This window comes from Streptomyces sp. NPDC056231 (assembly GCF_048270745.1).
In the GTDB taxonomy this organism is placed as follows: Bacteria; Actinomycetota; Actinomycetes; order Streptomycetales; family Streptomycetaceae; genus Streptomyces.
Genome location: NZ_JBLVKW010000002.1, coordinates 338,555 through 362,011, shown reverse-complemented (window position 1 = coordinate 362,011; position 23,457 = coordinate 338,555). Strand labels below are relative to the sequence as shown.

Annotated in this window: 18 protein-coding genes; 9 read left to right on the top strand and 9 right to left on the bottom strand. The window is 69.9% G+C overall.

The features are described 5' to 3' along the window. Positions 1-126 precede the first annotated feature (126 nt). Together cofD and ACNPQM_RS03620 are read left to right on the top strand one after the other, a co-directional pair. Positions 127-1,083: a 2-phospho-L-lactate transferase gene (gene cofD, locus ACNPQM_RS03625; RefSeq protein WP_418082817.1), complete on the top strand. Its 957-nt coding sequence runs from the start codon at positions 127-129 to the stop codon at positions 1,081-1,083. Continuing rightward, entirely contained in the window at positions 1,080-2,402 is a 1,323-nt protein-coding gene (locus ACNPQM_RS03620) for a coenzyme F420-0:L-glutamate ligase (protein WP_358859201.1), read from the top strand. Before cofD ends, ACNPQM_RS03620 begins: the two co-directional genes overlap by 4 nt. Before the next feature lie 209 nt (positions 2,403-2,611). Here the strand turns inward: ACNPQM_RS03620 and ACNPQM_RS03615 are convergent, their stop codons facing one another. The 3 genes from ACNPQM_RS03615 to ACNPQM_RS03605 all read right to left on the bottom strand — a co-directional run bounded on the left by ACNPQM_RS03615 (position 2,612) and on the right by ACNPQM_RS03605 (position 6,220). Next, positions 2,612-3,610, bottom strand: a complete 999-nt coding sequence (locus ACNPQM_RS03615) for a DNA-3-methyladenine glycosylase family protein (RefSeq protein ID WP_418082816.1) — start codon at positions 3,608-3,610, stop codon at positions 2,612-2,614. A gap of 58 nt (positions 3,611-3,668) precedes the next feature. Further along, positions 3,669-4,760 carry a sugar phosphate nucleotidyltransferase gene (locus ACNPQM_RS03610; protein ID WP_418082815.1) on the bottom strand — a complete coding sequence of 364 codons (1,092 nt, stop codon included), beginning with the start codon at positions 4,758-4,760 and terminating at the stop codon, positions 3,669-3,671. A gap of 113 nt (positions 4,761-4,873) precedes the next feature. Further along, positions 4,874-6,220 (bottom strand): peptidoglycan recognition protein, encoded by a 1,347-nt coding sequence (locus ACNPQM_RS03605; RefSeq protein ID WP_418082814.1) that lies wholly within the window; start codon positions 6,218-6,220, stop codon positions 4,874-4,876. 139 nt (positions 6,221-6,359) lie between these two features. Here ACNPQM_RS03605 and ACNPQM_RS03600 point away from each other — a divergent pair, with 139 nt between their 5' ends. The 4 genes from ACNPQM_RS03600 to ACNPQM_RS03585 all read left to right on the top strand — a co-directional run bounded on the left by ACNPQM_RS03600 (position 6,360) and on the right by ACNPQM_RS03585 (position 12,318). Then, complete coding sequence (locus ACNPQM_RS03600; protein ID WP_358859197.1) at positions 6,360-7,124, top strand: TIGR03089 family protein; 765 nt, start codon at positions 6,360-6,362, stop codon at positions 7,122-7,124. A gap of 164 nt (positions 7,125-7,288) precedes the next feature. Beyond that, positions 7,289-8,563 (top strand): LCP family protein, encoded by a 1,275-nt coding sequence (locus ACNPQM_RS03595; protein ID WP_418082813.1) that lies wholly within the window; start codon positions 7,289-7,291, stop codon positions 8,561-8,563. A gap of 223 nt (positions 8,564-8,786) precedes the next feature. Next, positions 8,787-10,562, top strand: a complete 1,776-nt coding sequence (locus ACNPQM_RS03590; RefSeq protein WP_418082812.1) for an LCP family protein — start codon at positions 8,787-8,789, stop codon at positions 10,560-10,562. A gap of 49 nt (positions 10,563-10,611) precedes the next feature. Next, positions 10,612-12,318 (top strand): LCP family protein, encoded by a 1,707-nt coding sequence (locus ACNPQM_RS03585; RefSeq protein WP_418082811.1) that lies wholly within the window; start codon positions 10,612-10,614, stop codon positions 12,316-12,318. A 111-nt stretch (positions 12,319-12,429) separates the two neighbouring features. Here the strand turns inward: ACNPQM_RS03585 and ACNPQM_RS03580 are convergent, their stop codons facing one another. Next, positions 12,430-13,452 (bottom strand): glycosyltransferase family 2 protein, encoded by a 1,023-nt coding sequence (locus tag ACNPQM_RS03580; protein ID WP_418082810.1) that lies wholly within the window; start codon positions 13,450-13,452, stop codon positions 12,430-12,432. Positions 13,453-13,725: 273 nt separating this feature from the next. Between ACNPQM_RS03580 and ACNPQM_RS03575 the strand changes: the two genes are divergently transcribed. Continuing rightward, complete coding sequence (locus ACNPQM_RS03575) at positions 13,726-15,090, top strand: LCP family protein (protein ID WP_418082809.1); 1,365 nt, start codon at positions 13,726-13,728, stop codon at positions 15,088-15,090. Between the two features lie 230 nt (positions 15,091-15,320). Here ACNPQM_RS03575 and ACNPQM_RS03570 read toward each other — a convergent pair whose 3' ends face one another. Beyond that, on the bottom strand, positions 15,321-15,869 hold the full coding sequence (locus ACNPQM_RS03570) for an acyl-CoA thioesterase (protein WP_358859192.1): 549 nt from the start codon (positions 15,867-15,869) through the stop codon (positions 15,321-15,323). Positions 15,870-15,989: 120 nt separating this feature from the next. Between ACNPQM_RS03570 and ACNPQM_RS03565 the strand changes: the two genes are divergently transcribed. Then, a complete protein-coding gene (locus ACNPQM_RS03565; RefSeq protein ID WP_358859191.1) occupies positions 15,990-17,261 on the top strand; it encodes an LCP family protein in 1,272 nt (423 codons plus the stop codon). 302 nt (positions 17,262-17,563) lie between these two features. Here the strand turns inward: ACNPQM_RS03565 and ACNPQM_RS03560 are convergent, their stop codons facing one another. After that, complete coding sequence (locus ACNPQM_RS03560; RefSeq protein ID WP_418082808.1) at positions 17,564-18,721, bottom strand: acyl-CoA dehydrogenase; 1,158 nt, start codon at positions 18,719-18,721, stop codon at positions 17,564-17,566. A gap of 188 nt (positions 18,722-18,909) precedes the next feature. Here ACNPQM_RS03560 and ACNPQM_RS03555 point away from each other — a divergent pair, with 188 nt between their 5' ends. Beyond that, entirely contained in the window at positions 18,910-20,253 is a 1,344-nt protein-coding gene (locus tag ACNPQM_RS03555) for a UDP-glucose dehydrogenase family protein (protein WP_418082840.1), read from the top strand. A gap of 164 nt (positions 20,254-20,417) precedes the next feature. On the opposite strand, the gene ACNPQM_RS03550 is transcribed toward ACNPQM_RS03555, so the two are convergent. The 3 genes from ACNPQM_RS03550 to ACNPQM_RS03540 are packed head-to-tail and all read right to left on the bottom strand — an operon-like array spanning position 20,418 to position 23,370. Continuing rightward, positions 20,418-21,650, bottom strand: a complete 1,233-nt coding sequence (locus ACNPQM_RS03550; RefSeq protein ID WP_358859189.1) for a dipeptidase — start codon at positions 21,648-21,650, stop codon at positions 20,418-20,420. 32 nt (positions 21,651-21,682) lie between these two features. After that, on the bottom strand, positions 21,683-22,222 hold the full coding sequence (gene purE, locus ACNPQM_RS03545) for a 5-(carboxyamino)imidazole ribonucleotide mutase (protein ID WP_418082807.1): 540 nt from the start codon (positions 22,220-22,222) through the stop codon (positions 21,683-21,685). Then, complete coding sequence (locus tag ACNPQM_RS03540; protein WP_358859187.1) at positions 22,219-23,370, bottom strand: 5-(carboxyamino)imidazole ribonucleotide synthase; 1,152 nt, start codon at positions 23,368-23,370, stop codon at positions 22,219-22,221. Before ACNPQM_RS03540 ends, purE begins: the two co-directional genes overlap by 4 nt. Between the last annotated feature and the right edge of the window lie 87 nt (positions 23,371-23,457).

The following is a 23,457-nucleotide window of genomic DNA, read 5'->3' as shown; positions in this document are numbered from 1 at the left end:
TGCGCCTGACAGTCCCACCCGTCGCCCACCACCACCCCCACAGCGATCAGGCTGCGCCTGACAGTCCCACCCGTCGCCCACCACCACCCCCACGAGGATCAGGCTGCGCCTGACAGACTGGTCTGCATGCGCATTGTGGTTCTGGCCGGTGGTATCGGTGGTGCTCGTTTTCTGCGTGGCCTCAAGCAGGCCGCGCCCGACGCGGACATCACGGTGATCGGCAATACCGGTGACGACATCCATCTGTTCGGACTCAAGGTCTGCCCCGACCTCGACACCGTGATGTACACCCTCGGCGGTGGCATCAACGAGGAGCAGGGCTGGGGCCGTACCGACGAGAGCTTCCACGTCAAGGAGGAACTCGCGGCGTACGGCGTGGGGCCCGAATGGTTCGGGCTCGGCGACCGTGACTTCGCGACCCACATCGTCCGTACGCAAATGCTGGGCGCCGGCTACCCGTTGAGCGCCGTCACCGAGGCGCTCTGCGCACGCTGGAAGCCCGGGGTCCGGCTGCTGCCGATGTCCGACGACCGGATCGAGACGCATGTCGCCGTCGACATCGACGGCGAGCGGAAGGCGATCCACTTCCAGGAGTACTGGGTGAAGCTGCGCGCCTCGGTCCAGGCGCAGGCGATCGTGCCGGTCGGTGCCGAGCAGGCGAAGCCGGCGCCCGGTGTCCTGGAGGCCATCGCCGACGCCGACGTCATCCTCTTCCCGCCGTCCAACCCCGTCGTCTCGGTCGGCACCATCCTCACCGTGCCCGGGATCCGGGAGGCGATCGCCGAGGCAGGGGTGCCAGTCGTCGGCCTCTCCCCCATCGTCGGGGACGCGCCGGTACGCGGCATGGCGGACAAGGTGCTCGCCGCGGTCGGCGTCGAGTCCACAGCAGCCGCCGTCGCCCGGCACTACGGCTCCGGGCTGCTCGACGGCTGGCTCGTCGACGCGGTGGACGCCGGCACGGTCGACGAGGTGGAGTCCGCGGGTATCCGCTGTCGCGCCGTGCCGTTGATGATGACGGACGTGAACGCGACCGCCGAGATGGCGCGGCAGGCACTGGCGCTGGCCGAGGAGGTACGGGCGTGAGCGGCGCGGCCGCCGGTGACACACCCTCGTACCGGGTGTGGGCGCTGCCCGGGATGCCCGAGGTGCGGGCCGGTGACAACCTCGCGAAGCTGATCGCCGCCACCGAGCCGGGGCTGGCCGACGGTGACGTCCTGCTCGTCACCTCGAAGATCGTCTCCAAGGCGGAGGGCCGGATCGCCGAAGCCACCGACCGGGAAGCGGCGATCGACGCCGAGACCGTACGGGTGGTGGCGCGCCGCGGCACGCTGCGGATCGTCGAGAACCGGCAGGGACTGGTCATGGCCGCGGCCGGGGTCGACGCCTCGAACACCCCCGCCGGGACGGTACTCCTGCTCCCCGAGGACCCGGACGCCTCCGCGCGGATGATCCGGGACGGGCTGCGGGACGCCCTCGGCGTCGAGGTCGGGGTCCTGATCACGGACACTTTCGGGCGCCCGTGGCGCAACGGGCTGACCGATGTCGCCATCGGGGCGGCCGGGGTCCGGGTGCTGGACGATCTGCGGGGTGGGACGGATGCGCACGGCAATCCGCTGAGCGCCACCGTGGTCGCCACCGCGGACGAGCTCGCCTCGGCCGGTGATCTGGTCAAGGGCAAGGCGGAGGGGCTGCCGGTCGCGATCGTGCGAGGGCTCTCGCATGTGGTGGACCCGGCAGACGCTGAGGCCGGGGCCCGCGCGATGGTGCGGGTGGCCGCCGAGGACATGTTCCGGCTCGGGACGTCCGAGGCGGTGCGGGAAGCGGTGACGCTGCGGCGCACGGTCAGGGAGTTCACGGACGAGCCGGTGGACCCGGCGGCGGTACGGCGTGCCGTGGCCGCGGCGGTGACGGCACCGGCGCCGCATCACACGACACCGTGGCGGTTCGTACTCCTGGAGTCCGAGGAGTCGCGGACCCGGCTGCTCGACGCGATGCGGGATGCGTGGATCTCGGATCTGCGCCGCGACGGCAAGAGCGAGGAGTCGATCGCCAAGCGGGTACGGCGGGGTGATGTGCTGCGCCGGGCGCCATATCTGGCGGTGCCGTGCCTGGTGATGGATGGCGCCCATACGTACGGGGACGCGCGACGGGATGCTGCGGAGCGCGAGATGTTCGTGGTCGCGGCGGGCGCGGGCGTTCAGAACTTCCTGGTGGCGCTGGCCGGTGAGCAGCTCGGGTCCGCGTGGGTGTCGTCGACGATGTTCTGCCGCGATGTGGTGCGTGAGGTGCTGGATCTGCCGGCGGAGTGGGATCCGTTGGGTGCGGTGGCGGTCGGGCGTCCGGCGGTTGCGCCGGTGGCCCGGGCGGAGCGGGGTGCGGAGGCGTTCGTCGCGGTGCGGTGAGGTGGGCCGGGTGGGATTTCCGCTGCCCGCCCCTGCCCCGGCGGCGAGGGGCGGCCCCGCGACCCGTTCGCCCTCGCTCGCCGGACGGGTTCGTATGCGACACGGCTGGTCGCGGCCTGCGGGCTCGGTTCGTCCTCGATCGCCCGACGAACTCGCATGTGACGCGGCTGGTCGTGGACTGCGAGGCCGAGCTGGTGTCTGAGGGGGTCTCAGAGGCGGGCGATGTCGCCTCTTGTCATGCGCGGAGCTCTGCGCGGCGGGGTGTGGCCCGAGAGCAGGATGAGGCGTGTGGCTCGGTGGCGCTGGCCCTCGTAGGGGGTGAGGAGGGTCAGCATTTCCGCGTCGTCGGCGTTTCTGTTGCCTGCCAGGGCGTGCCCGATGATGCCGGGAAGGTGGAGGTCGCCCACGGTGACCGCATCGGGGGCGCCGTTGGCCCGTTGGAGGGTTTCCGCCGAGGTCCAAGGGCCGATGCCGGGGATCAGTTCCAGGCGGGCAGTGGCCTCGGGGAGGGGCATCGTCGCCGCTTCCTCCAGGCGGCGGGCGACTCGTACCGCGCGCAGGATCGTGGCCGAGCGCTTGGCGTCGACGCCTGCGCGATGCCATTCCCAGGACGGGATCAGCGACCAGGTGCGCGGGTCCGGCATGACGTGCAGGCCGTGCGTGCCGAACAGGGCCGCTGCCGGACCGGGGGCCGGAGTGCCGTACGTACGGACCAGGAGGCGCCAGGCACGGTAGGCCTCGTCGGTAGTGACCTTCTGTTCCAGGATCGACGGGATCAGCGACTCCAGCACCAGACCGGTGCGCAGCAGGCGCAGTCCGGGGCGGCGGTGCCGGGCCGCGGCGACCAGGCGGTGGCGGGGGCGAAATGCTTCCGGGTCGTCCTCCGCGCCGAGCAGGGTCGGGAGCTGGTCCAGCAGCCAGGACGCGCCGGGGCCCCAGGCCGTCGCCTCGATCCGGCCGCCCCGGTCGCTGATGTGGAGCGTGCCGGGGCCTGCCGGGGTGCGGGTGGCCCGCCAGACCGAGGCGTCCCGGTCGATGCGGAACGTGGGGTCGGCGGGGCCGCGGCGCAGCGGGCCGAGAACGAGGCGCAGGTCGAGCGGGCCCGGCGGGGTCCAGTCCCGGGTCAGTACCTCCGGTGCCGGACCGGTCGGCACTTGGCGTGGGACGGGCGTGCGCGGGGCGCTGCGGGGAGCGAATCGTCCTGCCACGGGTGATGTCCTCGGTCGTCGGGGGTGCCTCTCGAGGGTACGCGCCGCAGCGCGCCCGTCATTCGTCCGACGAGAAACGGACCGAGGCGTCCGGCAGGACCGCACCGCACCAGACACGGACGCCGTCACGCAGTTCGTTGTCGGCGCCGACGTGGGCGCCGTCGCCGATGACGGCGCCCGCCAGGACCGTACGGCTGCCGATCCGGGCACCCGCTCCGACCAGGGAGTCCGTGATCACGGCGCCGGGTTCGACGACCGCTCCCGCCAGTACCGCGGAGCCGTCGATCCGGGTGCCCTCACCGATCAGGACGTTTTCGCCGATGACCGTACCGCCGGTGAGTTTGGCGTCGGCGGCGACGGATGCGGTCGGCAGGACGAGCCGGTCGCCGCACCGGCCGGGGACGGCCGGGGACGGGGCGCGGCCGAGGACCAGGTCGGCGGAGCCGCGTACGAATGCCTGCGGCGTGCCGAGGTCCAGCCAGTATGTGGAGTCGACCATGCCCTGGAGGTGCGCGCCGGAGGCGAGCAGTCCGGGGAAGGTCTCGCGCTCCACGGAGACCGGCCGGCCGGCCGGAATCGTGTCGATGACCGAGCGGCGGAAGATGTACGCCCCCGCGTTGATCTGGTCGGTGACGATCTCCTCGCGCGTCTGCGGCTTCTCCAGGAACGCGGTCACCCTGCCCGTGGAGTCCGTCGGCACGAGTCCGAAGGCGCGGGGGTCCTCGACCCGGGTGAGGTGGAGCGAGACATCCGCGCCGGAGGCGGCGTGCGAGGTGACCAGCGCCCGGATGTCGAGGCCGGTGAGGATGTCACCGTTGAAGATCAGCACGGGTTCGTCCGGGCCCGAGGTGAGACGGGACGCCACGTTGCGGATGGCTCCGCCGGTGCCGAGCGGTTCGCGTTCGGTGACGTACTCAATGTGCAGGCCGAGCGACGAGCCGTCGCCGAAGTACGGCTCGAAGACCTCCGCCAGGTACGAGGTCGCGAGCACGATGTGCTCGACCCCGGCGGCCCGCGCCCGCGCCAGTTGGTGCATGAGGAACGGGACACCGGCCGCCGGAACCATGGGCTTGGGAGTGTGCACCGTGAGCGGGCGCAGTCGGGTGCCCTTGCCACCGACCAGGAGAATCGCTTCTTTTGCCTCTGTCACGGCACGTCTCTGCTTCCTGCTGGGGCCGGGCCTGGTTTTGGCTGGCCAGTTTATGCAGACTGGGCGGTTCATCACCGTCCGGCAGCCCCGCAGCAGTCCGCAGCAGCGGGTCGTCAGCGGCCCTGCAGACGGGCGGAGGTGGTCCGGGCCGTGCCGAGCTTCTCGTACAGGCGTTCTCCCGGGCATTCTGTGACGAAGCCGTCCCGGTGGCCGGAGATGACCTTGAGTTTGACCTTCGTCCCCTTCTTGAACCGGTTGCCGCCGCCGGAGACGAGCGTGGTGCTGCCACTGGGGTCGGCGCCGAACAGGCCGAGCTTCCAGGCAGTGAGCTCGGCGACGGCGTTCACCACTGCGGTGGGCGGTTTGGACGTGGTGAAGGTTCCGAGCACCGCGATGCCCATGCTGTCGGCGTTGAAACCGAGAGTGTGCGCGCCCTGGACGGGCTTCGTCACGCCTCCGGCGCGTCCTTCGTAGATGGTTCCGCACTTGTCGACGGCGAAGTTGTAGCCGATGTCGCGCCAGCCGCTGCTCGCGACGTGGTAGCGGTAGATACCACGAAGAACCGAGGCCGCTTGCGCACACGTGTAGGTGTTGCCCGTGGCGGTGTGGTGGATGAAGGCGGCCTTGACGGACTTTGTGTACACGAAGGTGCTCTCGCGGAGCGTCTCGTCGGCGCCCCAGCCCTTGCGGGTGATGATGGTCGGGCGGGGGCCGATGTACGGCTTGGTGCCCGGGGCGACGCCGTCCTCGGCCTCGCTCTCCGCCTCGGTCTCCGCTTTGCTCAGCGCGGGGAGAACCAGTGGTTCGGAGGACGGGGCACGACTGTCCCTGCTGCCGGCCGCGGCTCCCGGGCCGGCTGAGGGGAGTTGTTGGGGGTCCTTGCCCGGGTCGACGAGTTCGAGCCGCAACCCGTCGGGCAGCGGAACACTGGCGCCGCTGTCCCGGTCCCGTACGTCGGTCACTTCGGGGCTCACCCGGACCTCGACTCCGTCGGAGTCGCCGACCCAGAGCGGAGCGGTGGAGCCGCGGACGGTCCCGGAGTCGCGTTCGGCGGTGCCGGGGTCGGCGCCGTGCTCGGCGTTGTGGGTCTCCAGCTCCTGCCAGTCCGACCAGTGGGTGGTGCCGGTGGCGCGGGTGCGGACCTGGACGGTGCCGTTGAGTTCCACGTCGGCGTCGTTCCAGACGACACCGACCAGGGAGAAGGGGCGGACGTCGCGCTGGGGCAGGCCCTGTTCGACGGTGGCGGCGTCCTCGGTGGGGGCGCCGGTCGCCCGCGTGGACGCGGCGGGCAGCGCAGTGAGTGGCAGGGACTGGGTCGACCCGGGCACCTCGACGGGGTCGGCGGCCTCGGTCTCTGCGGTGACGGTGGTGTCGGAGGCGGCGCCCGCGGGCGCGGCGAGCGGCAGGACGAGGACTGCCGAGCAGGTGACACCAATGGCGGATGCAATAAAGGCACGCATACGAACGATCTTGGGCACACTCTGACAACTCCGGCTACCGGTGTATCTCTGCACAATTGACGATTCGTCTGCCGAACCGGTGTATTGCGACACCTGTGGCACCCGGTCGCGTCCGGCGCGGCCGCGTACCCTTGCGCGGATGAAAGCCAGCGATCGCACCCCTGCCGACCTGCTGCGTTCCGCGCTCGCCGCGGACCCGGCCCGCCCCATGGTCACTTTCTACGACGACGCCACCGGAGAACGCGTCGAACTGTCGGTGGCCACCTTCGCCAATTGGGTGGCCAAGACAGCCAATCTGCTGCAGGGCGACCTGGCCGCGGAACCCGGCGACCGGCTCGCCCTCCTGCTGCCCGCGCACTGGCAGTCCGCGGTCTGGCTGCTCGCCTGTTCCTCGGTCGGCGTCGTCGCCGATGTGCAGGGCGACCCCGCCGCCGCCGACCTCGTCGTGACCGGTCCGGACACGCTGGACGCGGCGCGCGCCTGCCGCGGCGAGCGCGTCGCGCTGGCACTGCGTCCGATGGGCGGCCGGTTCCCGCAGCCGCCCGAGGGCTTCGCGGACTATGCCGTGGAGGTGCCGGGCCAGGGTGACCGGTTCGCGCCGTTCGCACCGGTGGACCCGGACGCGCCCGCGCTGACCGTCGGCGGTGTCGCGCTGACGTCGGCGCAACTGGTCGCGCGCGCCCGCGAGGACGGTACGGAGCTGGGCCTGACGCCCGGGTCGCGGCTGCTGACGGGGCGCACCTACGACACCTGGGAAGGGCTCAGCGCCGGGCTGTACGCGCCGCTGGCCACCGGTGGCTCGGTGGTTCTCTGCCGGCACGTGGACCGGCTGGACGAGGACGGGCTCGCCAAGCGCATCGAGAGTGAGCGGGTCACCAACACCGCGGTACGACCGGCATTCTGAGCGCACTCGTACGGCCCACAGCGGGCCGAGCCCCCGAGCCTGCGCCACAACTCCGGTACATGATCGGCGGTACAGGCCCTGGCACAACCAAGCGTGGGGTTCAGCCGTCTACTCCTGCGGCCGGCGGCCCAGCGCGCTGCCGAACGTGAAGGATGGACGCAGACGTGACCGAAAATGCCGGCACGCCGCCGGACCCCGACCGCTCGGCCGCGGACAAGGACGAGCACGAGGACACGTCGAGGGGCGAGTCGCAGGACACGTCGCAGGACGGGCCGGGCGGGGAAGCCTCCCGCGTACGGTGGCGGGACGGGGCCGTCCCCGCCCGGCGCAGGCACCACTGGCTGCGCTGGGCCGCGCTCGCCGCCTCGTTCCTCGTCCTGGTGGCCGCCGGCGTCGGCTGGTGGCTGTACCGGAAGCTCGACAGCAACATCAGGACGGACACGGCGGCGGCCGCCGAACTGCGCGCGTACGAGAAGGAGCGCCCGCCGTCCGTCGTGCACGAGGCGCAGAACATCCTGCTCATCGGCTCCGACAGCCGCGCTGGTGACAACGGCAGGTACGGTCGCTCCTACGGCGGCAGCCAGCGCTCGGACACCACGATCCTGCTGCACCTCCCCGCGGACCGGAAGAGCGTCACCGCGATGTCCCTCCCGCGCGATCTGATGGTGGAGATCCCCAGGTGCCGCACATCGGACGGAAAGCGGACCGACAAGCAATTCGCCCAGTTCAACTGGGCCTTCGAGTTCGGCGGCACTGCCTGCACGATCCGTACGGTCGAGCTGATGACCGGGATCCGCATGGACCACTACATGGTCGTCGACTTCAGCGGCTTCAAGGACATGGTCGACGCGGTGGACGGTGTCGAGATCTGCCTCAAGGAGCCGGTCGACGACCCCGACGCGCACGTGAAGCTGCGCGCGGGACGCCAGAAGCTCGACGGCGAGGAGGCACTGGGTTACGTACGGGCCCGCAAGTCCCTCGGCGACGGGAGCGACACCGACCGGATGGACCGCCAGCAACGTTTCCTCGGCGCGCTGGTGAACAAGGTGCAGAGCAATGGTGTCCTGCTCAACCCGACCCGCCTCTATCCGGTGCTGGACGCGGCCACCAAGTCGCTGACCACGGACCCCGGCCTGGACAGCCTCAAGGACCTGTACGCACTGGTGCGCGACGTGCGCGACGTGCCGACCGACAGGGTGCAGTTCCTGACCGTGCCACGACAGCCGTACGCCGCCGACCCGAACCGGGACGAACTCGTCCAGCCCGACGCAGCCAAGCTCTTCAAGCAGCTGCGCCAGGACGCCCCTGTCACGGTGGTCCCGGCGGACGAGCCGGCACGCAGGAAGAACGGGACCGGGCACGCCTCGGAGTCCACGAACCCGACGCCCACACCCACCTATTCGGGCAACAACGCGGCCGCGGACCTGTGCAAGCAGTAAAGCAATGGCCAAGGAGATGTCGACGATCGGCACGCAATGAGCAGATTGACCGGTTATAAAGTCCGTGGAATTTGTCACGCCCGTCGCTCGACGCCGAACTTGGCGGATAGTGTGACGCGATCCGGTGCTTCCGGCCGTCAGGTCGCGCACTGCTGGAGCGAAAGAACGAGCGCCTTGTCGGGGGAGGCGCCTCGCGTGGCACCGACGGAGGACTCAAGCAACCGTGGATGCGCAAGGCCGTGGGCGGGCGGACGAAATCGATCCCGCAGACCAGTGGGTTCTCAACCCGCAGACCGGTGATTACGAATTGCGACTGACCCAATCCGGAGGGGGTTCGAGCCGCAGGCCGACCACGCCGGGGCAACGTGGTTCCAGGCGTGCAGGTGCGGGTCGCGAGGGCAGTGGCGAGCGCAGAAACGATGCGCGTGACGGCGGCGGGCGTGGCAACGGGCCGCGCCGCGAGGTGCCGGCACAGCGTGGCCGCCGTGCGGCCAATGGACCGCGCGGGCCGGAGGATTCCGGTCCGGACACCGCGGGCCGGCGCAAGCGCAAGCAGCCCAAGTCCCGCGGCAAGAAGGCGCTCATCTGGACGGGCGGCGGGATGGCCTTCGTGCTCGTCGGCCTCTCGATCGGCGCCTACGCGCTGTACCAGCACTTCAACAGCAACCTGAGCACTATCGACACCGGTGACGTCGGAAACAAGAACGTCACCTCCGACGCACCCCTCAACATCCTGATCATCGGCACCGACAAGCGGACCGGTAAGGGCAATGAGGGGTACGGCGACAAGGGCAGCGTCGGTCACGCCGACACCAACATCCTCTTCCACGTCTCCAAGGACCGGACCAACGCGACGGCGCTGAGCATCCCCCGCGACCTGATCACCAACATCCCGGACTGCGAAACCACGCTGCCGGACGGCACGAAGAAGGTCATTCCGGGGACGCGGAACATCCGGTTCAACACCAGCCTGGGCCAGGACGGGCGCGACCCGGGCTGCACCATGCGTACCGTCGAGGAGATCACCGGCCTGAAGGTCGACCACTTCATGATGGTCGACTTCAACGCGGTGAAGGAACTGTCCACGGCGGTCGGCGGCGTCAAGGTCTGCCTGGCGCACGCGGTCAAGGACAAGGACTCGCACCTGGACCTGCCGGTCGGCGAGAGCACGATCCAGGGCGAGGACGCGCTCGCGTTCGTCCGCACCCGGCACAGCTTCGGCAACAGGAGCGACCTCGACCGGATCAAGGTGCAGCAGCAGTTCATCGGCTCGATGATCCGGCAGATGAAGTCGGACGACACCCTGACCAGCCCGACGAAGCTGTACGACCTGGCGAACGCGGCGACCAAGGCCCTCACGGTCGACAAGCCCATCGGCACGGGGACGAAGCTGGTGTCGCTGGCCAAGGAGCTCAGCAAGGTCGACACCAAGAACATCACCTTCGTGACGGCCCCGGTGATAAACAACCCGGCCGAGCCGAAGCCCATCACGGTGGTGCTGCATCCGGAGAAGGCGGACCAGCTCTTCGCAATGATGCGCGAGGACACCTCGCTGACCGAGGTGAAGAACCAGAAGAAGGCCGCCCAGAGCAAGCAGGACGCACAGCTCAAGGGAACCAAGGCCGCTGCCGCCGACGTCCGTGTCGATGTCCTCAACGGCGGCGACCGGCCGGGTGCCGCGCAGGAGACGGTCACGTGGCTGCAGAACAACCAGGGCGTGCTCAAGTCCACCAACAAGGCCAACGCCCCGGCGAAGATCTCCAAGACGACGCTCGAGTACGCCCCCAACCAGGCGGACCAGGCCCGTGCACTCGCCGCCATGATGGGGCTGCCCGGCTCGGCCCTGAAGCAGGGCACCACCGACGCGGAGGGACTCCAGGCGATGGTCCTGACCCTGGGCGCGGACTTCAAGGGCGCGGGTGTGCCCATCACCGGACCGGCAAAGGCGCCGGCAGACGTACCGCTAGCAAACGCCGCCAAGGCAGAGTGCGCGAAGTGACACCTGGTCACTGCGCCATTCCAAGAGTCTGAGCAGCAGGGGGGTCCAGGTGGGACGGAGCAGCACACCCGGGGAGGGGACGCGACCACGCGTCCGGCATGCAGGCCAACTCGGCTGGGACGACGACCTGTACACGGACGGCCCGGCCCCAGGCCGGGACGGCCGGGGCGCCGGCACGGACCGGGAGGGGCCGGGTCACGGCGGGCGCCGCCGCGGCACGTCGCACCGGCACGGGAAACGCGGAAAGCGCCGCATACTGCGCTGGGTCGCGTACGTACTCGCACTGGTCATACTCGGCACCGGCGCCGCCGGTTATCTCTGGTACCAGCACCTGAACAGCAATCTCCGCAAGGGACACCGCAGCGCCGGGAACAACGCGGCGAAGAAGACCGCTCCGAACGCCGCGGGCCAGACCCCGCTGAACATCTTGCTGATCGGCTCGGACAGTCGTAATTCCAAGGAGAATCTGAAGCTCGGCGGCTCGAAGTCGAGCGTCGGCGCCAAGCCGCTGGCCGATGTGCAGATGCTGCTCCATGTATCGGCCGACCGGAAGAACGCCTCGGTCGTCAGCATTCCACGTGATACGCGCGTCGACATCCCGAAGTGCGTGGACCCCGAGACCGACCACGAGTACCCGGCCACCAACGCGCTCATCAACGAGTCGCTCGGCCGTGGCGGCCCGGGCTGCACGCTGGACACCTGGGAGCAGCTGACCGGCGTCTACATCGACCACTGGGTGATGGTCGACTTCGCCGGTGTGGTCGCCATGGCGGACGCCGTGGGCGGCGCCGATGTGTGCGTCGAGGACAACGTCTACGACATCCCCAAGCCCAAGGTTCCCGGCGGCTCCTATCTGAAGCTGACCAAGGGCACGCACAAGATCAAGGGCAAGAAGGCGCTGCAGTGGCTGCGTACCCGGCACGCCTTCGAGAGCGACATCGGCCGGGCCAAGGCCCAGCACATGTACTTGAATTCGGTCATCCGTGAGCTGAAGAATCAGAACGCCTTCACCGACACCGGGCGGCTGATGGATCTCGCCGAGACGGCGACCAAGTCGCTCCAGGTCTCGGAGGAGATCGGCTCGGTGAAGAAGCTGTTCGATCTCGGTATGCAGCTCAAGAACGTACCGATGGACAAGATCAACATGCTGACCATGCCGCGGATCGCGGATACGCAGGACGACAACCACGTGCTGCCGAAGCCGGTCGCAGCCGACAAGCTCTGGGCGCTGCTGCGGGACGACCAGTCGCTCGACCCCAAGGACCGCAAGAAGTCCGGGACCAAGAACAAGTCCGCGACGAAGAACAAGGGCCCGGCCGCGACCGCCACCGCGGCCGCGCCCGACGCTCTCGACCTCACGGTGGTCAACGGCACCGCGGCCGACGGTCAAGCCGCCACCAGCGGCCGGGCGAAGGACATCCAGGACATCCTCCGGTCCAAGGGCTTCACCAAGGCCACCGCCTCGACCTCGCCCGGGTCGGCGCTGACCACCGCGGTGACGTACCCGAAGGACTCCGGGGCCCAGGGCAAGTCGGACGCGCTCTCGATCGCGCAGGCGCTGTCCTTGCCGACCAGCGCGGTCAAAGTGTCGGCCGACGTCGACACGCTGACTCTCACGATCGGCTCGGACTGGCGGACAGGGACGACGTACCCGAAGCAGGCAGCCGGGGACGAAAACCCGCTGGAAGGGACCGACGCGGTCAACGGGTCCGAGACAGACGCCTGCATGCCTGTCTACTGGCCGTACCGGTTCTAGTGCCCCTCCCGGCAGGCTTTGCCGGTCACGGCACGAGCGGCTGACCGCGCGCGACAGGGGCGCCGGCTGTTTCTCCTGGGAGGAACAGCCGGCGCCCCTGTCCGTGCTGGGTCAGGCCGCCTGTGGCTGGACCGCCGGGCGGCGGCTGGCGATGACCTTCCTCGCGAGCGAGCGGGGGCTGGTCAGGAAGCCGTAGCCCCAGGAGATGTGCATGGTGGCCAGCGCCACCGGGATCTGGGCCCGCGCCTTCAGCGACAGGCCCTTGCCCGCCGGGAGGGACCCGGCGACGATGGCGGCGACATAGCCGGCCGGGACGACGAACGCCCACGGGGTGACGGCCGCGCCGACCACGAGGCCCGCCGCGATCGCACAGACGGCGGTCGGCGGGGCAAGGTAGCGCAGGTTGATCGAGCCGGAATGGTAGCGCGCGACGACATGGCGCCAGCGGCCGTAGTCCTTGTACTGCTTGGCCAGCGCCTTCACCGAGGGCCGCGGCCGGTACTGCACCTTCAGCTCCGGCGAGAACCAGATCAGTCCGCCCGCCTCGCGGATCCGGAAGTTCAGCTCCCAGTCCTGGGCGCGGATGAACTCCACGTTGTAGCCGTCCGCCTTCTCCAGGGCCTCGCGGCGGAACACGCCGAGGTAGACGGTCTCGGCCGGGCCCGCCTGGCCGCCGGTGTGGAAGGCCGCGTTGCCGACGCCGATCTTCGATGTCATGGCCGCGGCGACGGCGTCCTCCCAGGCGTTCTCGCCCTCGGCGTGCATGATGCCGCCGACGTTCTGCGCACCGGTCTCCTCCAGCAGGCGGACGGCGGTCGCGATGTAGTTCGGCGAGAGCATGCCGTGGCCGTCGACCCGCACCACGATGGGGTGCGAGGAGGCCTTGATCGCGGCGTTGAGCGCTGCCGGGGTGCGGCCGGTCGGGTTCGGCACGGTGTGGACCCGGGAGTCCTCCCGTACCAGCTCGGCGGCTATCTCGTCCGTACGGTCCGTGGACGGACCGAGCGCGATCACGACCTCCATCTCGCCGGCGTACTCCTGCTCCAGGATGTGCCGGACGGAGTTCCTGAGATGGCGTTCCTCATTGAGCACCGGCATGATCACGGAGACGGCGGGGTACTGCGCGGCAGACATGTGGTCCTCGGATGGTCCTCGGGGGCGCCGGGGGTTCTCACCCCAGGAGGCGGCGTTTCGGCCGCCACGTTACCGCGAATGGGGGACACAGGCGCGCGCCGCAAGCTCGCTTCCCGGTATGGAGATCGTACGGGCCTACTGTGCGAACGATCCCCCTTGCACCGCGGAGGTCCCCCTGTGCCCACACCGCACCGCTCCCCCCGTCCGCCGCGCCCCCGCGCCGCACCCCCGCAGCTCAGGCCGAGAAAGCAGGACGGGAAGCCCCGCTGGGGCATGCGGGTCGCGACCGGTCTGTCCGTGCTGGTGCTCGGCGCCGGTGGGATCGGTCACGCGGTGGTGACCAATCTGGAGACCGGGATCGACCGTATCGACCCGTTCAAGGACATGAAGAACCGGCCGCGGGCCGGGAACGGCACGAATCTGCTGCTCGTCGGCACCGACGGCCGCGACAGCATCAGCAAGGACGACAAGACGAAGTACCGGCTGGGCGGTGCTCCCTGCTACTGCACCGACACGATCATGCTGGTGCATCTGTCCGCGGACAAGGAACGCGCGAGCGTCGTCTCCCTTCCGCGCGACAGCTACGCCGAGATCCCGGCACACCGCGACCGGAACACCGGCGCCGAGCACGCCGCCCACCCGCTGAAGCTGAACGCCGCCTACGCGGAGGGCGGGCCGAGTCTGACCGTGCGGACCGTCGAGGACATGACCGGCATCAAGATCGACCACTATCTCGAGGTCGACTTCACCAGCTTCATGAAGACGGTCGACACCCTGGGCGGGGTGCAGATCTGCACCGCCCGGCCGATGAAGGACTCGTACACCGGTCTCGATCTCGCCGCGGGCACCCACTGGCTGAACGGCGGGCAGGCGCTCCAGTACGTGCGCTCGCGCCATGTCGACGGGGCCGCTGACCTGGGCCGGATGCAGCGCCAGCAGAGGTTCCTCGCCTCGCTGATCAAGCAGACGACCAGCAGCGGTGTGCTGCTGAACCCGGTGAAGTTCCGGGACATCGCCTCGACGATGCTCCACTCGGTCCGGGCCGACGAGGGGTTCGGCACGGAGCAGATCCTGGAACTCGGCCAGGCGATGCGCGGCTTCACTGCGGCGTCGTCCGAGTTCACCTCCGTACCGATCAGCGATCCCTCCTATCCGGTCAAGGGCATCGGCTCAACGGTCAAGTGGGATCCGAAGAAGTCGACCAGGCTTTTCCAGGCGCTACGTGACGACAAGCCCCTCGCGGTGCAGCAGCCGAAGCAGGCGGCCGCGAAGACCGTCGATGTCGCGCCCCAGGAGATTCGGGTCCAGGTCTACAACGGGACCCCGATGGACGGCCTCGGCAAGACGGCCGACGACGCCCTGCGCGCCACCGGGTTCCGTACGACGCGGGCCCCGATCAACGGGGCACCGCGGGAACTGAAACACACCCTGGTCGAGTACGACCCGAGGTGGGACCGGTCGGCGAAGTCGCTGGCTGCGGCGCTGCCGGGGGCCGAGCTGCGGGCAGTCAAGGGGCAGGGCGCGACGATTAAGGTGACGACGGGAGCGGACTTCGGCAAGGTCGAGCGGGTACGGGCCGAGGACACGCACCGGGGCGCGTTCGCCGCGGTCACGGGCGACCAGGTGGCGTGCCCGTAGCGAGGCGCCCCGTGGGCGGAGCCCCGGGGCGGGGCGGGGGCCCCCCGGGGGCGCGGGGGGGGGGCCCCCCGCCGGGCGGGCAGGGCGGCCGGCCCGCGGGGGGGGCCCGGGAGGTGGGGGCGGGGCGGGGGCCGGGGCGCCCGGGGGGGCGCCCCCGGGGGGCGCCCCCGGGGGGGGGCCGCCGGGGGGGGGCGCCCCCCCCGGGGGGGGGGGGGGGCCCCGCCCCGCCGTCAGTCCTCGATGCCGTCCGCCGCGCGCTTCTCGCGCAGTTCCTTGATCGCACGGCGCCGCGCCAGCCGGTGCGTGCGCCGGATCTGCGCCTCCTGGTAGCGCCGCTTGTCGCGCTCCGTCTCGGGGATCACCTGCGGTACGGGGCGCGGCTTGCCGTCCCCGTCGACCGCCGCGAACACCAGATACGCGGTGCCGACCTGCTGGGCCGGGGTCGATTCGTTCCACCGCTCGGCCATGACCCGGACGCCGACCTCCATCGAGGAATGGCCGGTCCAGTTCACCTGGGCACGGACGTGAACAAGGTCACCGACGCGCACCGGCTCCAGGAAGACCATCTCGTCCATCGAGGCCGTGACCGCGGGTCCGCCGGAGTGCCGGCCGGCCACGGCGCCCGCCGCGTCGTCGACCAGCTTCATGATCACACCGCCGTGCACCGTACCCAGCAGATTGGTGTCGTTACCGGTCATGATGTGGCTGAGGGTGGTCCGGGATGCCGCAGTCGGCTTGCCCGGAATGTCGCTCTCCGAGCGTGGGGCCTGATCTGTCATACCGTCTACCTTATGCGGGGGGACCTGGGCCGCGGACATTGCATCAGCTTCGCAACATCGCAGGCCCGATATCTCACACCCCCTGTAATACCGGCACGCCCGGACTGCACACTGGACCGCATGAGCGACAGGCCCGGTGGATGGACCGACGACGACCGCAACGACCGCTACGGGTGGGGCAGTGACAGCGCCCAGCCCGAGGGCGCCCGCGTCATGCCGCACGTCCAGCGGCGCCCCGCGCCGCCTCAGCAGCGTCCCGCACCGCCGCGACAGCGTCAGCCCGAGGCACCGCAGTACGGCGGCTATGACGACGGCGCAGGGTACGGCGGCGGTTACAACACGGGACAGGTCTACGGCGGCGGCCACGGTCACGGCGGCGGCCGGGGTGACGGCGGTTACGTCCAGGGGAGGCCCGCGCCGGACTGGCGACGCCGGATAAAGATAGGCGCCCTGACCCTCGTGGTCGTGGTGCTGGCCGTCTCCATCGGCACGTACTTCTGGGCCGACTCCAAGCTCAAGCGTGAGGTCGACCTCTCCAAGGTGATCGAGCGACCGCACGAGGGCGACGGCACCAACTATCTGATCGTCGGCTCCGACAGTCGCGCGGGCATGACGGCCGAGGACAAGAAGAGGCTCCACACCGGCTCGGCCGAGGGCAAGCGGACCGACTCGATGATGATCCTGCACGACGGCTCGAACGGCCCGACGCTGGTCTCGCTGCCGCGTGACTCGAACGTCGAGATCCCCTCCTACAAGGGCTCCGACTCCGGCAAGCTCTACCCCGGCCGCGGCCGCTTCACCAAGCTGAACGCCGCGTACGCCGAGGACGGTCCCGAACTGCTCGTCCGCACGGTCGAGTTCAACACCGGGCTGCACATCGACCACTACGTCGAAATCGGCTTCGGCGGCTTCGCCAAGATTGTCGACGCGATCGGCGGGGTGGAGCTCGACATCCCCAAGGCGTTCAAGGACAAGTACTCCGGCGCCGATTTCCAGGCGGGCAAGCAGACCCTCGACGGCCAGCAGGCCCTTGCCTTCGTCCGCACCCGGCACGCGTTCACGTCCGACCTGGACCGTACGAAGAACCAGCAGAAGTTCCTCGCGGCGCTGGCGAGCCAGACGGCGACGCCGTCCACGGTCCTCAACCCGTTCAAGCTGTACCCGACGTTGGGCGCCGGTCTCGACACTCTGATCGTCGACAAGGACATGTCGCTGTGGGACCTGGGCAACATGTTCTTCGCGATGAAGGGCATCACGGGCGGTGACGGCAAGTCCATGAACATGCCGATCTCCGGCTCCACACGCGGAAACCTGGTGTGGGACAAGGCCAAGGTCAAGCAACTGGTGGAGCAGCTCAACAACGACGAGAAGGTCACCGTCTCCGAGAACTGACGGCAGGCGAAAACAGGGCCCGGACGGTTCACCGTCCGGGCCCTCTTCATGCGATGCCGTTCATGGACAGGGAAGGGACGCCGCCGAAAGCGGCGCGGCTACGCCCCTCGGCCCGTCATGCCGGCTGACGGGGTTCGGGGCCGCCCCTGCCCCTCCCTGTCCGCGGGTTCGAATCCCGCCGGTGTCGTAGCCGAACAGCACCGCACGGCCGCGAGAATTCCTGGCAGCCCTCGGAAACGGCCCCCGGCACGAGGCGAATTCGCCTGACGCCGGGGGCCGTCCCGCACCGCTGAAGCCGACCGCTACGGCAGGTTCCTTGCCATGACTATCCGCTGGACCTGATTCGTGCCTTCATAGATCTGCGTGATCTTGGCGTCGCGCATCATCCGCTCCACCGGGTAGTCCCGCGTGTAGCCGTAGCCGCCGAGCAGCTGGACCGCGTCCGTGGTGATCTCCATCGCGACGTCGGAGGCGAAGCACTTGGCCGCGGCGCCGAAGAAGGTGAGGTCGCTGTCGCCGCGTTCGGACTTGGCGGCGGCGGAGTAGGTGAGCTGGCGGGCCGCCTCCAGCTTCATCGCCATGTCGGCGAGCATGAACTGGATGCCCTGGAAGTCGGCGATCGGCTTGCCGAACTGCTTGCGCTCCTGGACGTAGCCCTTGGCGTAGTCGAGGGCGCCCTGCGCGATGCCGAGGGCCTGGGCCGCGATCGTGATGCGGGTGTGGTCCAGGGTCTTCATCGCCGTGGCGAAGCCGGTGCCCTCCTCGCCGATCATGCGGTCGGCGGGGATCCGGACGTTGTCGAAGTAGACCTCGCGAGTCGGGGAGCCCTTGATGCCGAGCTTCTTCTCCGGGGCGCCGAAGGAGACGCCCTCGTCCGACTTCTCGACGACGAACGCCGAGATGCCCTTGGAGCGCTTGGTCGGGTCGGTGACGGCCATCACCGTGTAGTACTCGGAGACGCCCGCGTTGGTGATCCAGCGCTTCACGCCGTTGAGGACCCAGAAGTCACCGTCGCGGACGGCCTTGGTCTTCATGCCGGCGGCGTCGGAACCCGCCTCGGGCTCGGAGAGGCAGTACGAGAACATCGCGTCGCCCTTGGCGAGCGGGCCCAGGTACTTCTTCTTCAGCGCCTCGGAGCCGGAAAGGATCAGCGGGAGCGAGCCCAGCTTGTTCACGGCCGGGATGAGAGAGGAGGAGGCGCAGGCGCGGGCCACCTCCTCGATCACGATCACGGTGGCGAGGGCGTCCGCACCGGCACCGCCGTACTCCTCGGGGACGTGCACGGCCTGCAACTCGGAGGCGACCAGGGCGGCCAGCGCCTCCTGCGGGAAGCGGGCCTCCTCGTCGACCGCCGCAGCGAACGGGGCGATCTTCGCCTCGGCGAGCGCACGGACCGTCTCGCGGAGCATGTCGTGCTCCTCGGCCGGACGGTACAGGTCGAAATCGGTGGAACCCGTCAAGACTCTCACTCCCCAGGGATGCTAACTACCGTTAAGTAACCCAATTTTAGGTGCCTGGCCCACAAAGGCCTATGCGAGCTGCACGTGAGCTTCGCGACAGGGGTCCCCCGGGCCCGTAAATCCCGGTCTTCAGAGGCACGACTATGCTCGTTCACCGCATGTCTGTCCGCATCTCTCTGGAGCACTCCATGGCCCTCAGGATCACTGTGATCGGCACCGGCTACCTCGGCACCACCCACGCCGCGGCCATGGCGGAACTCGGCTTCGAAGTGCTCGGTCTCGATGTCGTGCCCGAGAAGGTCGAGATGCTCAGCAGTGGCCGGGTCCCGATGTACGAGCCGGGACTGGAGGAACTGCTCCAGAAGCACGTCGCGGGCATCGAGGGATCCACCGGGCGGCTGCGGTTCACCACCTCGTGGGAAGAGGTCGGCGCGTTCGGTGATGTGCACTTCGTCTGCGTGAACACCCCGCAGAAGCACGGCGAGTACGCCTGCGACATGTCGTATGTGGACTCCGCCTTCGAGTCGCTGGCGCCGCAGCTCACCCGCCCCGCGCTGGTCGTCGGCAAGTCGACCGTGCCGGTGGGCTCCGCGGCCCGGCTCGCGGCGCGGCTGGCCGAACTGGCGCCGGTGGGAACCGATGTGGAGCTGGCCTGGAACCCGGAGTTCCTGCGCGAGGGCTTCGCCGTGAAGGACACCCTGCGCCCGGACCGGATCGTCGTCGGCGTGGAGAGCGAGCGGGCCGAGAAGCTGCTGCGCGAGGTGTACGCGGTGCCGGTCGCGGAGGGGTCGCCGTTCGTGGTGACGGACTACCCGACCGCGGAACTGGTGAAGACCTCGGCGAACTCGTTCCTGGCGACCAAGATCTCCTTCATCAACGCGATGGCAGAGGTCTGCGAGGCCGCCGACGGTGATGTGGCGAAGCTGGCCGAGGCGATCGGTCACGACGAGCGGATCGGAGCCAAGTTCCTGCGGGCCGGGATCGGATTCGGCGGCGGGTGTCTGCCGAAGGACATCCGGGCCTTCATGGCGCGCGCCGGTGAGCTGGGAGCCGACCAGGCGCTGACCTTCCTCCGTGAGGTCGACTCGATCAACATGCGGCGCCGCGGTCACATGGTGGAGCTGGCCCGGGAGGCCGTGGGCGGGGGCTCGTTCCTCGGCAAGCGGGTGGCCGTGCTGGGTGCGACGTTCAAGCCGGACTCGGACGACGTACGCGACTCGCCGGCCCTGAACGTGGCCGGGCAGATCCACCTCCAGGGCGGCCAGGTCACCGTCTACGACCCGAAGGGCATGGACAACGCCCGGCGGCTCTTCCCGACACTCGGGTACGCCGAGTCGGCGCTGGACGCGGTGCGCGGCGCGGACGTGGTGCTGCACCTGACGGAGTGGCGCGAGTTCCGCGAGCTGGACCCGGCGGCTCTGGGCGAGGCCGCCGCACACCGGATCATTCTCGACGGCCGCAACGCGCTGGACAGCACGCTGTGGCGCGAGGCGGGCTGGACGTACCGGGCGATGGGACGGCCCCGCGCCTGACCGGGGTCGTCCCGCACCGCCGGCGCGGCATCCGCAGCACGTCGTCGAGGACGTCAGACGGGTGGTCGGTGAGCGCGTGGGCCGCACAGCGGGACGGCCGAGGCGGGCGAGTCCGCCCCTGCGTTCGGGGGGACGGGAGGAGCGCCCTCCCGTCCCGTGGGACGTCAGGACGCCGGGGCGTCGAATTCCTCGATCGTGGCGTGGGACGGGCCGCGTCGCGTCCGCAGGTCGCGGGCGACGGCCTCGGCGTCGCGCAGCACCCGTACCGCGTTGCGCCAGGTGAGCTTGGCGAGGTCGGCGGCGGACCAGCCGCGGCCCAGCAGTTCCGCGATCAGGTTCGGGTAGCCCGAGACGTCCTCCAGACCTGCGGGGAGGAACGCGGTGCCGTCGTAGTCGCCGCCGATACCGATGTGGTCGATCCCGGCGACCTCGCGCATGTGGTCGAGATGGTCGGCGATCGTCGCCACGGTGGCCATCGGGCGCGGGTGGGCGGCCTCGAACTCCGCGTGGATCTTCATGGCCGCCGCGGTGGTGTCGAGGTGGTGCAGACCGTGATCGCGCATGTTCTGGTCCGCCGCACGGGTCCATTCGACGGCTTCCGGCAGGACGAACTTCGGTACGAAGGTCGCCATGGCGATGCCGCCGTTGGCCGGGAGCTGCGCGAGGACGTCGTCGGGGATGTTGCGCGGGTGGTCGCAGACCGCCCGCGACGAGGAGTGCGAGAACATCACCGGTGCGGTGGAGGTGGCGAGCGCGTCGCGCATCGTCGTGGCCGCCACATGGGAGAGGTCGACCAGCATGCCGGTGCGGTTCATCTCCCGTACCACCTCGTGGCCGAACGGCGAGAGACCTCCGACGCCGGGCTCGTCCGTCGCCGAGTCCGCCCACGCGATGTTGTCGTTGTGGGTGAGCGTCATGTAGCGGACACCGAGGGCGTGCAGGGCGCGCAGGGTGCCCAGCGAGTTGTTGATGGAGTGGCCGCCCTCGGCTCCCATCAGGGAAGCGATCCGGCCCTCGGTGCGGGCCGTCTCCATGTCGTCGGCGGTCAGGGCGCGCCGCAGGTCCGCGGGGTAGCGGCCCAGCAGCTCGGTGACCACGTCGATCTGTTCGAGGGTGGCGCTGACGGCGTCCTCGCCCGCCATGTCGGACCGTACGTAGACGGACCAGAACTGCGCGCCGACGCCACCGGCGCGCAGCCGCCCGATGTCGGTGTGGAGGTGGGCGGACTGGTCGGTGGCGATGTCGCGCGCGTCCAGGTCGTACCCGACCTGTTCGCGAAGTGCCCAGGGCAGATCGTTGTGACCGTCGACGACCGGGTACTCGGCGAGGAGTTCCGCAGCCTGTGCGAGGTGGTCCCCGGAGTGTTCCGTGGTCCGGTCCGTGATCAGATCCGCCATGGTCGCCCGCTTCCGCTCGTTGTCCGCTGTGTCTACTTGCCGAAGCCGAAGGCGTCGCTGCCCTCGACCTTGCTGCGCAGCCGCTTGCCCTTCTCGGTCGCCTGGTCGTTCAGCTCCTGCTGGAATTCCCGCATGCGGGCCAGCAGCTCGCTGTCGTGGGCGGCGAGGATACGGGCGGCGAGCAGACCCGCGTTGCGCGCACCGCCGACCGACACGGTCGCGACGGGCACACCAGCCGGCATCTGCACGATGGACAGCAGGCTGTCCATGCCGTCCAGGTACTTCAGCGGAACCGGGACGCCGATGACGGGCAGCGGGGTGACCGACGCGAGCATGCCGGGCAGGTGGGCTGCGCCGCCCGCGCCCGCGATGATCGCCTTGAGGCCGCGGTCCGCGGCGTTCTCCCCGTACGCGATCATTTCGTGCGGCATGCGATGGGCGGAGACGACGTCGACCTCGTACGGGATCTCGAACTCGTCGAGGGCCTTGGCAGCTGCTTCCATGACGGGCCAGTCGGAGTCCGAACCCATGACGATGCCGACGACCGGCGCGGCGGAGGCGGGGGAAGTCATTCGGTGATCGTTCCTCGCAGGTAGTCGGCCGCGTGCCGGGCGCGCTCGCGCACATCCGCCAGGTCGTCGCCGTAGGTGTTGACATGTCCGACCTTGCGGCCGGGCTTCACGTCCTTGCCGTACATGTGGATCTTGAGCTGCGGGTCGCGGGCCATGCAGTGCAGGTACGCCTGGTACATGTCCGGGTAGTCGCCGCCGAGGACGTTGCACATGACCGTCCAGGTGGCGCGCGGGCGCGGGTCGCCGAGCGGCAGGTCGAGAACGGCTCGGACGTGGTTGGCGAACTGGGAGGTGATCGCGCCGTCCTGGGTCCAGTGCCCGGAGTTGTGCGGGCGCATCGCGAGCTCGTTGACGAGTATGCCGGGAGTCCCGTCGTCATTGCGGGTCTCGAAGAGTTCGACGGCGAGGTGGCCGACGACACCGAGCTCGGCGGCGATCCGCAGGGCCAGCTGCTGGGCCTCGCCGGCGAGCTCTTCGCTCAGCTCGGGGGCCGGGGCGATGACCGTGTCGCAGACGCCGTCGACCTGGATGGACTCCACGACCGGGTAGGCGACTGCCTGGCCGTGCGGCGAGCGGACGATGTTGGCCGCCAGCTCCCGTACGAAGTCGACCTTCTCCTCGGCGAGGACGGGGACACCCGCCCGGAACGGGTCCGCCGCGTCCGCCTCGGAGCGGACCACCCAGACGCCCTTGCCGTCGTAGCCGCCGCGGACCGTCTTCAGGATGACGGGGAACCCGCCGACCTCGGCCGCGAACGCCGCGGCGTCCGCCGGGTCCGTCACGATGCGGTGGCGGGGGCAGGGCGCGCCGATCTCGCTGAGCTTCGCGCGCATCACCCCCTTGTCCTGGGCGTGCACCAGCGCGTCGCGGCCGGGGCGCACCGGAATGCCGTCCGCCTCCAGGGCCCGCAGATGCTCGCTCGGGACGTGCTCGTGATCGAAGGTGAGCACGTCACAACCGCGCGCGAAGGCGCGCAGCGTGTCCAGGTCGCGATAGTCGCCGATGACGACTTCGCTCACCACCTGGGCCGCCGAGTCCTGAGGGGTGTCGCTGAGGAGCTTGAATTTGATGCCGAGGGGGATGCCCGCCTCGTGGGTCATACGGGCGAGCTGACCGCCGCCGACCATGCCGACTACCGGGAACGTCACGCCTCCAGAGTATCGGGCGTCCCGGGGGCCGCCGGACGATGCCCCTGGGGGCGGCGGCCGGAGGATCCGTTTCAGAGGCTCGCCACG

Excerpts from the sequence above, each read along its gene's own strand:
- ACNPQM_RS03605 (WP_418082814.1), bottom strand. The coding sequence starts at position 6,220 with ATGCGTGCCTTTATTGCATCCGCCATTGGTGTCACCTGCTCGGCAGTC.
- ACNPQM_RS03580 (WP_418082810.1), bottom strand. The coding sequence starts at position 13,452 with ATGTCTGCCGCGCAGTACCCCGCCGTCTCCGTGATCATGCCGGTGCTC.
- ACNPQM_RS03575 (WP_418082809.1), top strand. The coding sequence starts at position 13,726 with ATGCGGGTCGCGACCGGTCTGTCCGTGCTGGTGCTCGGCGCCGGTGGG.
- ACNPQM_RS03550 (WP_358859189.1), bottom strand. The coding sequence starts at position 21,650 with ATGGCGGATCTGATCACGGACCGGACCACGGAACACTCCGGGGACCAC.
- ACNPQM_RS03600 (WP_358859197.1), top strand. The coding sequence starts at position 6,360 with ATGAAAGCCAGCGATCGCACCCCTGCCGACCTGCTGCGTTCCGCGCTC.
- ACNPQM_RS03570 (WP_358859192.1), bottom strand. The coding sequence starts at position 15,869 with ATGACAGATCAGGCCCCACGCTCGGAGAGCGACATTCCGGGCAAGCCG.
- purE (WP_418082807.1), bottom strand. The coding sequence starts at position 22,222 with ATGACTTCCCCCGCCTCCGCCGCGCCGGTCGTCGGCATCGTCATGGGT.
- ACNPQM_RS03555 (WP_418082840.1), top strand. The coding sequence starts at position 18,910 with ATGGCCCTCAGGATCACTGTGATCGGCACCGGCTACCTCGGCACCACC.
- ACNPQM_RS03565 (WP_358859191.1), top strand. The coding sequence starts at position 15,990 with ATGAGCGACAGGCCCGGTGGATGGACCGACGACGACCGCAACGACCGC.
- cofD (WP_418082817.1), top strand. The coding sequence starts at position 127 with ATGCGCATTGTGGTTCTGGCCGGTGGTATCGGTGGTGCTCGTTTTCTG.